Raw genomic sequence first — 13,736 nt, 5'->3', positions numbered from 1 at the left:
CTTACCGCTGGCTAATTGGTAGGGTTAAGCCCCATTGTTAGTATAAATAACCTGACAACTAACGGCTGACTTGAGCTAAGGTCCAATCAGGCCTTAAATTTTTGGCCTGACGTAAATAGGGATGATAAATTTCAAGTTGAGAAACAGGAGTGTTGATGTGGATTAAACACCGGATACAACGCTCTAGGCTGCCCTCGACATGCATCTGTTGGACATCAAGTAAAGGAACATGATCCCAATGGGGACGTTCTCTTGCGATCGCAGCTGGAAATTTAGCATCCAAATCACGGGTCGTGGTGAAAATGGCACTAATAATTTCTTGATGGTCGATTTGATTATGAGCTTCGAGTTCATCTAGCAGTTCCATCACTGCTTCTCGAATCGCTGCTACTGTATTTTCTGAGGCAGTTGTTGCCCCTCGAATTGCTCTAACTCTCCAGTGCAAGGTAATATCCTCCAAATTTCCCTGGGAGATTTGAGATTTTAGACTCTTGTTAAATCTCAAATCTCCATGTTATCTTATGGTCGGTACAACCATAGGGGCTGACCGCTAGTTGATAGTTCAAACTCTAACCAATCTATACCAACAGATATCTGAGATCTATTGCGAATAAGGTTACCCGGTAGCAAGCGACTCAACAATGGTTTGGGTTCTTCGATGGTGAAAGACTTGGTTTTCTCTGGGTCAAGACCCACCAATTCCGCTGCCCAGCAACGGGCATCTTCTTCAGTTCCCAGGCGATCAACCACCCCCAAGTTATGTGCTTGCTCACCAGTAAAAATCCTACCATCAGCAAAACTTTTTACCACATCTACATCTAGCTTGCGACTCTGGGCAACAGTTTGTACAAACTGTTGATAACTGGTATCGATCAACTCTTGAAGAATAGTTTTTTCCGGCTCAGTCAGTTCCCGGTCAAACGCCAAGATATCTTTGTACGGACCTGACTTAATGACTTTAAAGGAAACACCGATTTTATCCAACAAGCGCTCTATATTGTTTCCCCGCAGAATCACACCAATACTTCCAGTGATTGTACCAGGGTTCGCTACTATATGTTCCGCTCCCATGCCAATGTAAACACCCCCGGATGCGGAGATATTGCCAAAGCTAGCTACAATCTTCACCTTTTCTCGCAACTTCACCAAGGCGCTATAGATTTCCTGAGAATCCCCGACTGTACCACCAGGACTGTCAATCCGTAATAGTAAGACGGGAAATTTCTTCTCTTCAACAGTTTTTAGGGCTTCGAGGACCCGTTTACGGGTACCACCAGCGATCGCCCCCGTGATTTCAATTCGAGCAATTTGTTTGAGAGATTTGCGTTTAAACGGCCAAGGCATAGGTGATTGTGAGTATCTAGTCTAGATTTAACTGATTACTGGAGCTTGTATATATAGTTTGCATCATTTTCTCAAACGGTTAGCTACTCAGAGGCTATAAATAAGTAAATAAGTAAATAAGTGTTTAACCAAATATAAAAAGCTCGTTTAATCTGTCGCCCATTGAAATTGTATGTTATTCAGTAAGCTCGAAAAACTCCAAAACTCACGCCTGTGCTCCTGAGCCCCCTGCTCCTGAGCCAAGTCAATATCTAAAGTCAATATCTAAATCAAATTTCTGAGGTGTAACTATTAACCAAAAAGTTTCTCAATGCTTTTCAAACTTGTCTAAACTTGCTAAAGTAGATTGATCGCAGTTTAGACACTATGAAGAAATATGTCACGCCAAAAGAGGCAGCCGAACACTACGGCGTCTCAACCTCAACTCTTAGAAGATGGGATAGAGAGGGAAGACTTGACAGTATCAGAACCCAAGGCAATCAAAGGCGCTTCTGCGTTGAAGGAGAAGCAACGCATTACAAGCCTACTGTGTGCTATGCAAGAGTCTCTACCTATTCCCAGCTCGATGACCTCGATCGCCAAGCTCAATTTTTACGGGCAAAATACCCAAACGCAGAAATTGTTACAGAAGTTGGATCGGGACTCAATTTTAAACGGCGCAAGTTCCTCAAAATATTGGAACGAATATACTGCGCTGATATCTGTGCACTTGTCGTCGCCTATCCAGACAGAGCAGTTAGATTCGGCTTTCCATTGCTTGAGTGGCTATGTCAAAAAGGTGGGGTCAAACTCGTGGTTCTCAATGAACGCAAGTTATCCCCAGAACAGGAACTGGTCGAGGATATTGTGTCCATCCTCCACTGTTTCTCTGCTAGGCTTTACGGACTTAGAAAATACCAAAAACAAGTCAGCCAAGCGGTACAAGAAAAAACCTCGGAACCAGACGGTGAAGTTGACACCCAACAGTGTCAAGAAACTCAGGGTGTTTCCATCTAAAGAGCTTCATAAAGTATGGAAAACGTGGCTTAATGCTTATCGCTGGATCTATAACTGGTCAATAGCTACCCTCAAAAATGGCTATCAAGGTAGTGCCTACGATTTACAAAAATTAGCAAGGGCATCGGATAGACCACAGTGGGTAAGAAAACTCCCAGGTCATCAACTACAAGAGGCAGTAGCTGATGCAATTGATGGGTTTAAGCAGGCAAAAGCTAACAAGGGTTTTGCTAAGTTTAAGTCTTGTCGAGAAACAAGGCAAGTGATCAAGTTCAAGGCTGGTAACTTCAAGAAAGGTTCCTGGTATCCAACAAAAGTCAAAGGCTTGTCTTTCCGTTCACCTCAAGGTTTTCCTGACGAGTGCATCTACGGTACCCAGTTGGTTTGGATCAAAGGCAAATGGTACGGGATTTTCCCTGAATACATTGAACCGACTCCCACTAGTGAAGATCGAGTTATAGCTTTAGATCCCGGTATCAGAACGTTTTTAACTGGATTTGACGGCAGTAATTATATAGAAATAGGTAAGAGCGATATTGGTAGAATCCAAAGACTTTGTCAGCAGTTAGATCGGTTGATGAGTCGTATTGACTTAAGCTCTGCAAAACGCCAGAGACGAGCCATGAGAAAAGCCGCCCATCGTTTACGCCAAAAGATTCAAAACCTAATTAAGGACTGTCACAATAAGTCAGCGTATTTCCTTGTTAGTAACTACAAGCTCATCTTTTTGCCGACGTTTGATACATCTGAGATGGTCGTCAAGTCAGCTAGGAAGTTGAACAAGAAGACAGCTCGCAATCTGCTTACCTGGAGTCATTACAAATTCCGCCAACATTTGATACAAATGGCAGATCGGCATGATGTAAGGGTGGTATTAGTTAATGAATCTTACACGAGCAAGACTTGTCCGGAGTGCGGTCATATTCACGAAAAATTAGGCGGTAATAGAAAATTCCAATGCCCAAAATGTGGTTTCTCATTACCACGGGATTGGAATGGCGCACGGAACATAATGATTCGTGCTTTGTCGGCAACAACCACCAGGTTTTTACCTGGTGCTATACAGGTCATTCCTGCTGATAAGTAGGTTTGCACAGGTTAAATGTTGCACAGCTGCTTGAGTGTCGGTTATTTTTGTTCTTCACCATAAATCAGGATTATGCAACTAAAAGCCAACACAATACTGTCACCAAGGTCACTACTAGGTTCACTACTGCTGATTTCCCCCTTTTTTCTATGGGGTACAGCTATGGTAGCCATGAAAGGGGTGATCCCCAACACAACCCCTATGTTTATGGCTGGGGTGCGGTTAGTACCAGCAGGAGTTTTAGTATTAGGAGCAGCAACTGTGATGGGTCGCCCCCAGCCGAAAGGTTGGCTAGCCTGGCTGTGGATTAGCTTATTTGCCTTAGTGGATGGGGCAATGTTTCAGGGTTTCCTAGCCCAGGGATTGGTTAGCACTGGTGCGGGTTTGGGTTCGGTCATGATTGATAGTCAACCCCTAGTGGTCGCCCTGCTATCAGCATTGCTCTTTGGTGAACTTATTGGACTGTGGGGTTGGTTAGGACTAGGATTTGGTATAGTAGGAATCAGCTTGATTGGCTTGCCCGATCAATGGATTCTCAGCCTTTTTACTGGCAACGCTCAAGCTATAGAATTAAGCTGGGAACAGCTGTTTGATCATGGAGAGTGGCTGATGCTGTTAGCATCCCTTTCCATGGCAGTAGGAACAGTAATGGTTCCCATTATCAGCCGCTATGCTGACCCAGTTGCTGCGGTTGGTTGGCACATGATCCTAGGAGGATTACCGTTATTTGCCCTCTCTAGTGTCATAGAATCCCAGCAATGGGTGAATATTGATGGAGTTGGCTGGATCGCATTAGCTTACTCCACTGTTTTCGGGAGTGCGATCGCATACGGTATATTCTTCTACTTTGCCTCCAAGGGGAATCTCACTAGTCTGTGTAGCTTAACCTTTCTGACACCAGTATTTGCCCTGCTATTTGGGAATTTAGTGTTGTCTGAGGTACTCAGTGCTCTACAGTGGACTGGTGTGTGCGTGACATTGCTTAGCATTTATCTAGTCAATCAGCGGGAACAAATAGCCAATCGGGTCAAAGCAAGGCTCGCAAACAACAGCGGCTAGCCAAAGGGGAAAACTGGCAGTGGAAACAACAACTGAGATCGTCTGAAGAAGGTAGTGCTAAGCTACCATAAACCCAGCAGTGAAGCCGATTTGATACAATTGAGATTAATCGAGCCAAAATTATGTTGCTCGAAGACTAAAGCACATGGGATTTAGCGTTGTGTGTTAAGTGCGTAAGCTAGAATTGGCGTTCACATTCGAGTCCTGTAGAATTTTATGACTCGCCATTGGTCTATCATACTTGTAGCTACCTGTTTGAACTGCCTAGGCTGGTTCCCAGCACCCAGCCTAGCGGTGAAATTAGAAAAAGCGATTTTCCATAGGAACCGCTTCGCGAACGCATTTTCACCCAACAACCTCCCTGACCCATTGCTAATCGCTCAATCTCCCACTTCTGCCACAGAAACTGACCAACCAATTCTGCTCAAAGGGAGTCGGGGCAAAGAGGTGGCTCTTGTGCAAGCCAAGCTAAAGCATCTTGGCTTCTACGATGGGCTTGAAGATGGTGTTTATGGTGAAGATACAGAGAAAGCAGTCGCTTTATTCCAAGAATCCGTTGGATTGAGAAAACTGGGTGTTGTTGATTCTGTTACTAGGAAGGAATTGGAGCAAGCCTACGCTGCTAAGACCACAACCACCAGCACGAGTTCAGCTCCAAACTCAGGTCAATTAGTGGCAGCCGAATCGACTACTGCAGAATCGACTACTACCGAACCTTCGACCCAGGAAAAGAGCCCGTCATCATGGTTGATCATCCCAGCCATCATCATGGCTGGTGGCGGTTTTTTCCTATTCAAGTGGCTGACTAAACCAAAACGACCCGTAGACTCACCATTAGCGTCCTCCACAGAAAACCAAGCTAAACAAGATACTACAGTCAATAACCTCAAAGTCCAAGTGTCAACTGACTCCCAAAACCACCATACTCAAAGGGATTATAACCATAGCGCTAGTTATAATGTCGCCAATTCTAGCAATCCTCAACCTCAGTCTTTAGCTGATTCCTTACATGTCAAAAAGACCACTCGCCTGACTAAATTTAGTATTGTTGAGGAATTAATCAGAGAATTAGAAGACCCAGATCCAAAAAAGCGACAACAAGCTATCTGGGAATTAGCCCAAAAGGGGGATTCCAGGGCAGTAAAGCCCCTAGTGGACTTAATGCTAGATTCTGATTCTAAGCAGCGTGGTTTGATTTTGGAAGCCTTATCCCAAATTAGCACCAAAACTCTCAAACCGATTAACAAAGCCCTAGCCATTTCTTTGCAGGATGACAACCCCCAAGTCCGGAAAAATGCGATTCGGGATGCAACGCGAATTTATGAATTACTAAACCAAGTCTTGCAGATGTTGCGTCACGCTACCGATGACCCGGATTCCGAAGTGCGAGAAACGGCAAAATGGGCAATCGATCAGTTTAATAAAATGCGCCCTTCCACTAAACTGGATAGTTTGCCACCAGCACAAAATTACCTGAATTCATCAGAAAATAATTCAAACCATTACCAAGATAATAGCGACTAGTTAGGTAAATTCATAACAGGTAATAAAAGTTTAGTAACCTTTACTTACCGTGCTATGATAGGGAAGTGTAAACCGTTAAAATGGAATAGCATAGAATAAAAGTTTACTCAGCTTTACTTACCGTGCTTGAAGATGTTTACAGTAATAAATGTTTTGAATTCAAAATTAATTAAAAGCTTATAGTTATCGTTTTGATTATCAAATGGCCAGGGTTAATTTTAAATTAATGAGTCAATTAAATTCCCTGAAATTGCTATTAATTTCCACCCCAGTTGGTCCGTTGGGTTCAGGGTTAGGTGGTGGGGTTGAGTTGACTTTACGTAACATTGCTACGGAATTGATTAATCGGGGTCACAGGATCACAATTGTGGCAACTAAAGGATCTACAGCTTGGGGAATGCCTCTGGTAGAAATTGATGGTGTTCTGGAAACTAGTATTCAAACTCAAACAAGAGACACTCCTACTATCATCCCCCCATCCTCCGTATTGGCTAATATGTGGGACTATGGGCGGCAAGTTCAAACTGACTATGACTTGATTGTAAACTTTGCCTACGACTGGTTACCGTTTTATCTAACTCCCTTTTTCACTTGTCCCATTGCTCACCTAGTGAGTATGGGTTCATTAACCGAGGGGATGGATCAGATCATCGAACAAGTTGCCATTAATTTCCCTGGCACAATAGGGGTTCATTCAATGGCTCAAGGGGCAACATTTTCCTTCAAGAATCGCTGTCGTTGTTTGGGCAATGGCATTGATTTGTCTGTGTATTCCTTTTGTGACTCCCCCTCACCCTGGCTCGGCTGGGTGGGTCGAATTTCTCCAGAAAAAGGCTTAGAAGATGCAGTGGCAGCATCAGATATAACGGCTAAGCCACTAAAAATTATGGGTCTTATACAAAATCAACCCTATTGGCAGCAGATTCTCAACGATTACCCCAATGCCCCTATAGAATACCTGGGTTTTCTCCCAACTGATCAACTCCAAAAACACTTGCGCCAGTGTCGAGCCTTACTGATGACGCCTCATTGGGTGGAAGCATTTAGTACTGTGGCAATGGAAGCCCTCGCTTGTGGAGTGCCAGTCATTTCCTATGACCGTGGTGGATCAGCAGAAATTATCGAAGATGGTAAAAATGGCTTTTTGGTAGAACCCGATTCTGTGGAAGGCTTGGTAGAAGCCTTGGGAAATTTCGATAGAATTGACCGCCGTGAATGCCGTCGCCTCCTCGAAGTTAAATACTCTAATCAGGCCATGGGCGATCGCGTAGAGCAGTGGCTCTGGGATATTTTAAAGGAAAGTCGTGATAGTTGCTAGTTCATTAAGATTTGTAAATAAAAGTAATTTTGTAGTTTTTGATACAGAATAACTGCTATAGTTATAAATGTAAGGGAAGTTAATTCCATAACAATCTTATATAAGCAATCGGAGAAAGGAAAATGTCTACTCAAGAAAAAGCTAGGGCTCTGATGATGAATCACCATCACATGATCAAAAATCGTCAGCAATCTATGCTCGGTCGCGTTGCTTCCGAAGTAGGACTAGATAGCTTAGATTCTGACTACTGGGGTACTATCCAAGGCAAACCCCATCCTAGTTTCCGCTCTACCTATGACCGTAGCCATGCTGCACTTAGCTAGTACTGTGTCAATCTAGTTTTGGGTAGTGGTAAACAATTCGTGATTTTAGCTTCCGTTACCTTTACCAGACCGTAGCCAAACCACGACATCTTTACCACTACCCATCTTTGGCGGCTGTGGGCAGAACCAACCATAGTTTTGATTTTTAGAACTCTGCACTTAAAGGAGTTCTGGGAAACGGAATTACATCCCGAATATTTGCCATACCAGTCATAAATTGCACCAATCGCTCAAATCCTAAACCAAATCCAGCATGGGGCACTGTACCATAACGTCGCAAATCCAAATACCACCATAAATCTTCTGGATTCATCCCCTGATTCTGAATTCGCTTCTCTAATATATCCAGCCGTTCTTCCCGCTGAGCACCACCGATAATCTCCCCAATCCTAGGCGCAAGCACATCCATTGCGGCTACAGTCTTTTGGTCGTCGTTTAAGCGCATATAAAAGGCTTTAATCTCTACTGGATAATCCGTGACAATGACGGGCTTTTTAAACAACTCTTCGGCTAGATACCGTTCGTGTTCTGACTGCAAATCTACACCCCAACTGACCGCATACTCAAACTTACGATCCGTTTTCTCCAGTAATGCGATCGCATCTGTATAAGTAATCCGCTCAAACTGATTATTGATAATATTATCAGCAGTAGCGAGAACATTGTTATCTATCCGCTTGTTGAAAAATTCCAGATCTTCTGGACAGTTTTCCAATACTGACTTAAATACATGCTTGAGAAAGGCTTCTGCTAAATCCATATCCCCCTTCAAATCGCAGAATGCCATCTCAGGCTCGACCATCCAAAATTCTGCTAGATGTCGAGAGGTATTAGAATTCTCGGCTCGGAATGTAGGACCAAAGGTGTACACATCCCGAAACGCCATTGACATAATTTCTGCTTGTAATTGACCACTGACGGTCAGGTAAGTGGGTCGTCCAAAAAAGTCTTGAGTGTAATCGACTGCTTGATTATCGGTTTTGGGAATGTTCTTTAAGTCTAGGTTAGTGACACTGAACAACTCCCCCGCTCCTTCACAGTCACTAGCGGTGATAATTGGGGTATGAACCCACAAGAAGCCTCGTTCTTGGAAAAACTGATGAATGGCATTGGAACAGGCATTCCGAACTCGGAACACTGCACCTAGGGTATTGGTACGCGATCGCAAATGGCTAATGGTGCGCAAAAATTCAAAGGAGTGCCGTTTCTTCTGTAGGGGATAATTGGCATCTGCTTCCCCATATACTGTCACCGATGATGCTTTTACTTCAATGCGCTGTCCCTTGCCAAGAGATTCTACTAGTATACCAGTGACTTCTACTGATGAGCCAGTATTAAGCCGTTTCAGGATAGTCTCATAATCTGACAAGTCTGGATTGAGCACTACCTGTAAATTTGCCATGGAGGAGCCATCGTTGACTTCCATAAAGGCAAAGTCCTTTAATTCTCGTTTTGTCCGTACCCAGCCTTGAATGGTCAAAGACTGATCTGGTTGACCATTGCGCAAAACTTCAGCAATCCGTCGAATTTCCATAGCTTTCCTCAAAAATCTGAGATAACTGTAAACTTTTCTAAATTACCTGGTGGTCTTTAGCTCTAAAAATCTAAGTAAATATACTTAGAAAGGGCTTAATGTAAAGTTTAATGAACAAAACTCTTTAAAATGTTGCAATAAGTGAAGTAGTCACTCATAATTATTAAACAAATGCAACGTTTGGTTAAGTTTCATCAAACGATTGGTCACCCAAGATAAGCAGTGAGCCTATTCACTTAAGCCAGGACAGAGTCGGGTTTGTCAGTAAATGGTTAGTTGGTAAAGGTGATCAGTAAGGATTAAGCACAATTACCGATTACCGATTACCGATTACCGATATATGTCCTGGGCCAAGCTTGTAGCCCCAGCTGCGATCGCACTGAGGGTAATAGCTTCCATTAAAACTAATTTAGAGAGGTATTTGTAAATGGTAGGTTTGTTTAAGCGCAATAAATCCAAGGGCTTTTATCTGGAGCTAGACGAAAGCGAAACTAGCACCCCCGAGCAACCGGCGGTAGAACAGAAGCCAGAACCGGCTAAAGCTGAGGCAACAGTGGAAACTCCGACCCCAGTAGCAACAGCTGAAGCAACAGTTGAAACTCCGACCGTAGAACCAACAGCTGTTGCTGCTGATACTAAATCTGCTCGTCAAGCGAAGAAAGAACAACTAGCAAAGGCTAAGGCTGAAGCAAAGGCTAAGAAACAAGCTGAAGCAGAAGCTAAAAACAAGGCAGCTGCTCCTGAGCCAACACCAGTAGCGGCAATCAATTCAGCAGCAGCACTTGTCAATAACAAGGCAAAAGGGCAGCCGGAAACGACCTTTGCGACCAAATACGTACCAATGATCATGCCTCGTCGGCGTCCTGGTCCTAGCATGAATAAGTTCCTCGACATGGCTGCTCAGATGCAGACCCCTCGTTAATAGATTAGTTATTACTCAAGAAACACTAGTCCACTATACAACTGAAATGCTGGATCCCAAGGAGTCTCGACCAGGCGAAATAAGTCGATATGAGACTCCAATTTTTCTAGCATATCTTGGTAGTCTAGAGCAGTTTGCGCAAAGGTGCTAAAGTCAGACCATACTGGCTTCTCAAGCAATCGAACATTTAAGTAATCAGCTAAGTTGTTCCAGTTGACTCTTGTAGTGCTTTGGTGTATACGAGAGTCTTGGGATTGCTTGTTCTGATGAGAAACTGGCTTGAGGGTTAGAGCAATTCCTTGCTGAAATTGATAATTGCGATCGCATAGTCTGAGAATACTGTGGCGCTTTGGTAAATGCAAGTCACAAACCAGGGCATAGTCTAAGGTTTGGGTTTTACGAGTTAAATTCCGTCGCGCATCTAAGTCTACTACCTTCTCAAACAAAGGCAACCGTCCTTCTACTCGTTGGGTCACTTCGGACCAGTTAAAGCTAAAAGACCCCAACTGTCCCTGAGAGTTGTGACAAACTACAGTAGTTTCCTGGTCACTACTGTCAGAAAAATACTTAACTTGATAGATATTAATTGTTTTGATATCTGCTATTGCTGCCCACAAACATTTTATTGATGCTTCTCGCAGTAAGGAGCCATAATACTTAAGTTCTCCCACAGGTCCAGTGCGGTATAAACGCCAGCCTCTCGTAGGTAGCTGTAGCCTTGCGGTGTAAGGGTCTATCCCCAGGATACGAGCTAAGTTTTGAGCTGCTGTTGGTTTCTCTTCTTGGCTGATCGGCTTTAGGACTAATACTCCCAATTGATTACTTTCAGGGTCAGCCGTTGCTTGGGCTAGGGCTTGTCGGCGCTGTTCTTTTGCCGTAGCTTCTAAGCGTGCTAGTCCCTGACGAGCTTGCGCCATAATTTTAGGAACAGGTGTTCCTTTCAGTAACTGTCGATAGATTCTTTCAGCTGCTTCTAGCTTACCTCTGACTTCCTGGAGCCGTCCTAGATAAAGCTGTGTCCAGGGATTATTGGGCTCTTGCTTCAGAAGTTGTTTAATTAATCGCGCAGCAGTTTGATAATCATGGTGCTCAAAAGCATCAGCAATTTGCTTAAGCATGATAGCGTTAGGTGTTAGATCACCAAGTGTTAGACATTCGGTCTCTCGCCTTTAACTTAAGTGTAAAATCAGATGCTCCTAGGGAGCAGTTAAAATCGCTGACTTTTTGTAGTCTTAAGGGATATTTGGGATTATTAAGGTATTAAGTTAAATTAGCGCTATACTTTAGCCGAATTTATCTAGCGCTCACTTTTTAAAGTGTTAAGGGGTATTTGGGGTAATTAAGTGAGTAGTTTAAATTAGCGCTATACTTTAGCCGAATTTATCTAGCGCTCACTTTTTAAAGTGTTAAGGGGTATTTGGGATAATTAAGTGAGTAGTTTAAATTAGCGCTATACTTTAGCCGAATTTATCTAGCGCTGAATTTTTGGGGTGTTAAGGAGTATTTGGGATAATTGAGGGAGTAGGTTAAATTAGCGCTATACTTTGGTCGAATTTATCTAGCGCTAATTTACAGCTGTTTTCAGATGAATCGACCTCACTCCCTTTAGCTACAAGCCCCCGTGGGTCCCCCAATTCTGGGGGACTTTAACTCAATTTCCCCCCAAAATTGGGGGGCTAGGGGGGCGAAAATTGCTGTAAATCAAGATAATTACCGTTAATCAGAATCTTCTCTATCTCCCTACTCCCTACTCCCTACTCCCTACTCCCTGACAAGTTTGTTACAAAACTTTTAAAAAAATGTTATAATTAAAGATTATTTATATGCTATAATAGGATTATAGACGTGAAAACGTTAAGAGCCAGCCACGGATTTTCGACGCTCTAGGGCTGGCTCTAGTACCCCACTTAAGGAGATACTTAGAATTATGACCTACTCCCAACGCCTCTATCCATGGGCGGTCATTCACCTATTGCCACAAATGCAACGGGTCGTTGTTGGTCGTTACCGGAACCGGTCCGATGCCGAAGGGCATTTGCAGGCACTTAAACGACTGATGCCTGATGGGAAATTTATTATTATTTTTGATTTACCTGAGCCTATGGAGAAAGAATCTGAAGAGTAAGATCGAAGAATGTGATCGCTTGTGCGATCGCATAATTTCTTAGATTGTTGGAATTTACGATAACTGTTGAAATTTCCAACAGTGAACGATTTTCACCCTTTGTTGCTGTTGCTAGTAGTATCCTGATTATCGAAAATTGCTGGAAATCCCGACAGTAAAGGATTTTCAGGCTTTGTTGCTGTTGCTAGCGCTATCGTGATCATCCGAAATTGTTGTAATTTTCGATAACTATCGCGCGTTGATTAAGCTAGCGCTATCGTTATTAGCCCAAATTGCTGGAATTTTCGATAACTATCGCCCGTTGCTCAACCAACGCGCCATTGACATGCAGTCACGCTACGCTCCGGAAGCGTTTCGGCAAAGCCGACGCTACGCGAACGCGCCCCGCGTGGCCAAAGGGCTCAGCTTCCGCGCTTATGCGATCGCGAATTGCTGGAAATCCCGACAGTAAAGGATTTTCAGGCTTTGTTGCTGTTGCTAGCGCTATTGACCTTTGGTCACGCTACGCGAACGTGATCATCCGAAATTGTTGTAATTTTCCATAACTATCGCCCGTTGCTGTTGCTAACGCGATGCTCGCTACGAGCCGCTACGCGAACGCATGATTTCTAAAATTGCTGGAAATTCAGACAGTAAAGGATTTTCACCCTTTGTTGCTCAACCAACGCAGTATCGAGATTATCCAAAATTGTTGAAATTTCCGACAGTAAAGGATTTTCACGGCTTTGTTGCTCAACAAGGGGGGATCACATTATTTCTAAAATTGTTGAAATTTCCGACAGTAAAGGATTTTCAGGCTTTGTTGCTGTTGCTAGCGCTATCGTGATCATCCGAAATTGTTGTAATTTTCGATAACTATCGTGGGTTGATTAAGCTAGCGCTATTGTTATTAGCCCAAATTGCTAGAATTTTCGATAACTATCGCGCGTTGCTCAAGCTAACGCGATCGCATTATTTCTAAAATTGCTGAAATTTCCGACAGTAAGGATTTTCACGGCTTTGTTGCTGTTGCTAGTAGTATCGTGATTACCCAAAATTGCTGAAATTTTCGACAGTAAAGGATTTTCACCCTTTGTTGATTAAGCTAGCGCTATTGTTATTAGCCCAAATTGTTGGAATTTTCGATAACTATCGTGGGTTGATTAAGCTAGCGCTATTGTTATTAGCCCAAATTGCTGGAATTTTCGATAATCCAAGGATTTTCACGGCTTTGTTGCTGTTGCTAGTGCGATTGACATGCAGTCAAGCTACGCGATCGCGATTAGCCCAAATTGCTGGAATTTACGACAGTCGGAGGATTGAGTGGAAAAATTTAACTACTGTTATAGTTATTGACCGCTTTTGCTGGCCAATGTGAATGATAGGGCGATCAACAAGGCTGAAGGCGTACGCATGATCATCAAAAATTGCTGAAATATCCGACAGTCAACGAATTGGAGTGAAAAACTTATCCCAACCTTATGTCATTAACTTATCATTATTGATAATTACCCAGTCTTTAAAA

General features: G+C 43.3%; 15 protein-coding genes. 11 read left to right on the top strand and 4 right to left on the bottom strand.

From position 1 onward, the window contains the following. Positions 1-58 precede the first annotated feature (58 nt). Together aroH and sppA are read right to left on the bottom strand one after the other, a co-directional pair. Positions 59-445: a chorismate mutase gene (gene aroH / locus F6K51_RS11190; protein WP_293020428.1), complete on the bottom strand. Its 387-nt coding sequence runs from the start codon at positions 443-445 to the stop codon at positions 59-61. A gap of 74 nt (positions 446-519) precedes the next feature. Then, positions 520-1,344, bottom strand: coding sequence for a signal peptide peptidase SppA (gene sppA, locus F6K51_RS11185; RefSeq protein WP_293020347.1), 825 nt, complete (start codon positions 1,342-1,344; stop codon positions 520-522). A gap of 366 nt (positions 1,345-1,710) precedes the next feature. Here sppA and F6K51_RS11180 point away from each other — a divergent pair, with 366 nt between their 5' ends. From F6K51_RS11180 to F6K51_RS11155, 6 genes are all read left to right on the top strand, one after another. Then, complete coding sequence (locus F6K51_RS11180; protein WP_293020346.1) at positions 1,711-2,340, top strand: IS607 family transposase; 630 nt, start codon at positions 1,711-1,713, stop codon at positions 2,338-2,340. After that, entirely contained in the window at positions 2,327-3,427 is a 1,101-nt protein-coding gene (locus tag F6K51_RS11175) for a transposase (protein ID WP_293020345.1), read from the top strand. The genes F6K51_RS11180 and F6K51_RS11175 overlap by 14 nt, the downstream gene beginning before the upstream one ends. Positions 3,428-3,499: 72 nt before the next feature. Continuing rightward, positions 3,500-4,486, top strand: a complete 987-nt coding sequence (locus tag F6K51_RS11170) for a DMT family transporter (RefSeq protein ID WP_293020344.1) — start codon at positions 3,500-3,502, stop codon at positions 4,484-4,486. A 294-nt stretch (positions 4,487-4,780) separates the two neighbouring features. Next, a complete protein-coding gene (locus F6K51_RS11165) occupies positions 4,781-6,010 on the top strand; it encodes a HEAT repeat domain-containing protein (protein ID WP_293020342.1) in 1,230 nt (409 codons plus the stop codon). A 226-nt stretch (positions 6,011-6,236) separates the two neighbouring features. Further along, the gene (locus tag F6K51_RS11160; RefSeq protein WP_293020340.1) at positions 6,237-7,328 is read left to right on the top strand and encodes a glycosyltransferase family 4 protein; all 1,092 of its coding nucleotides are present in this window, start codon (positions 6,237-6,239) and stop codon (positions 7,326-7,328) included. 122 nt (positions 7,329-7,450) lie between these two features. Further along, the gene (locus F6K51_RS11155; RefSeq protein ID WP_070390908.1) at positions 7,451-7,651 is read left to right on the top strand and encodes a hypothetical protein; all 201 of its coding nucleotides are present in this window, start codon (positions 7,451-7,453) and stop codon (positions 7,649-7,651) included. A 145-nt stretch (positions 7,652-7,796) separates the two neighbouring features. Here the strand turns inward: F6K51_RS11155 and asnS are convergent, their stop codons facing one another. Beyond that, complete coding sequence (asnS, locus tag F6K51_RS11150) at positions 7,797-9,185, bottom strand: asparagine--tRNA ligase (protein ID WP_293020336.1); 1,389 nt, start codon at positions 9,183-9,185, stop codon at positions 7,797-7,799. A 427-nt stretch (positions 9,186-9,612) separates the two neighbouring features. On the opposite strand from asnS, the gene F6K51_RS11145 reads away from it, so the two are divergent. Next, the gene (locus F6K51_RS11145; protein WP_293020334.1) at positions 9,613-10,107 is read left to right on the top strand and encodes a hypothetical protein; all 495 of its coding nucleotides are present in this window, start codon (positions 9,613-9,615) and stop codon (positions 10,105-10,107) included. Positions 10,108-10,118: 11 nt separating this feature from the next. Here the strand turns inward: F6K51_RS11145 and F6K51_RS11140 are convergent, their stop codons facing one another. Further along, positions 10,119-11,225 (bottom strand): tetratricopeptide repeat protein, encoded by a 1,107-nt coding sequence (locus tag F6K51_RS11140; protein WP_293020332.1) that lies wholly within the window; start codon positions 11,223-11,225, stop codon positions 10,119-10,121. Positions 11,226-12,034: 809 nt separating this feature from the next. On the opposite strand from F6K51_RS11140, the gene F6K51_RS11135 reads away from it, so the two are divergent. The 4 genes from F6K51_RS11135 to F6K51_RS11120 all read left to right on the top strand — a co-directional run bounded on the left by F6K51_RS11135 (position 12,035) and on the right by F6K51_RS11120 (position 13,589). After that, positions 12,035-12,232 carry a hypothetical protein gene (locus F6K51_RS11135; RefSeq protein WP_293020330.1) on the top strand — a complete coding sequence of 66 codons (198 nt, stop codon included), beginning with the start codon at positions 12,035-12,037 and terminating at the stop codon, positions 12,230-12,232. Between the two features lie 238 nt (positions 12,233-12,470). Further along, on the top strand, positions 12,471-12,683 hold the full coding sequence (locus F6K51_RS11130) for a hypothetical protein (RefSeq protein WP_293020329.1): 213 nt from the start codon (positions 12,471-12,473) through the stop codon (positions 12,681-12,683). A 150-nt stretch (positions 12,684-12,833) separates the two neighbouring features. Beyond that, entirely contained in the window at positions 12,834-13,058 is a 225-nt protein-coding gene (locus tag F6K51_RS11125; protein WP_293020328.1) for a hypothetical protein, read from the top strand. Between the two features lie 246 nt (positions 13,059-13,304). Next, complete coding sequence (locus tag F6K51_RS11120; RefSeq protein ID WP_293020326.1) at positions 13,305-13,589, top strand: hypothetical protein; 285 nt, start codon at positions 13,305-13,307, stop codon at positions 13,587-13,589. The last annotated feature ends 147 nt before the right edge of the window (positions 13,590-13,736 follow it).

The sequence above is a fragment of the Moorena sp. SIO3I8 genome (genome assembly GCF_010692325.1).
Classification (GTDB): domain Bacteria; phylum Cyanobacteriota; class Cyanobacteriia; order Cyanobacteriales; family Coleofasciculaceae; genus Moorena.
Note: the sequence above shows the minus strand (reverse complement) of the source record. Positions and strands in the feature narration are given on the sequence as shown.

Coding starts and splice junctions, on each gene's coding strand:
- sppA (WP_293020347.1), bottom strand. CDS start 1,344: ATGCCTTGGCCGTTTAAACGCAAATCTCTCAAACAAATTGCTCGAATT.
- asnS (WP_293020336.1), bottom strand. CDS start 9,185: ATGGAAATTCGACGGATTGCTGAAGTTTTGCGCAATGGTCAACCAGAT.
- F6K51_RS11155 (WP_070390908.1), top strand. CDS start 7,451: ATGTCTACTCAAGAAAAAGCTAGGGCTCTGATGATGAATCACCATCAC.
- F6K51_RS11170 (WP_293020344.1), top strand. CDS start 3,500: ATGCAACTAAAAGCCAACACAATACTGTCACCAAGGTCACTACTAGGT.
- F6K51_RS11140 (WP_293020332.1), bottom strand. CDS start 11,225: ATGCTTAAGCAAATTGCTGATGCTTTTGAGCACCATGATTATCAAACT.
- F6K51_RS11135 (WP_293020330.1), top strand. CDS start 12,035: ATGACCTACTCCCAACGCCTCTATCCATGGGCGGTCATTCACCTATTG.
- F6K51_RS11125 (WP_293020328.1), top strand. CDS start 12,834: ATGATTTCTAAAATTGCTGGAAATTCAGACAGTAAAGGATTTTCACCC.
- F6K51_RS11145 (WP_293020334.1), top strand. CDS start 9,613: ATGGTAGGTTTGTTTAAGCGCAATAAATCCAAGGGCTTTTATCTGGAG.
- F6K51_RS11180 (WP_293020346.1), top strand. CDS start 1,711: ATGAAGAAATATGTCACGCCAAAAGAGGCAGCCGAACACTACGGCGTC.
- F6K51_RS11160 (WP_293020340.1), top strand. CDS start 6,237: ATGAGTCAATTAAATTCCCTGAAATTGCTATTAATTTCCACCCCAGTT.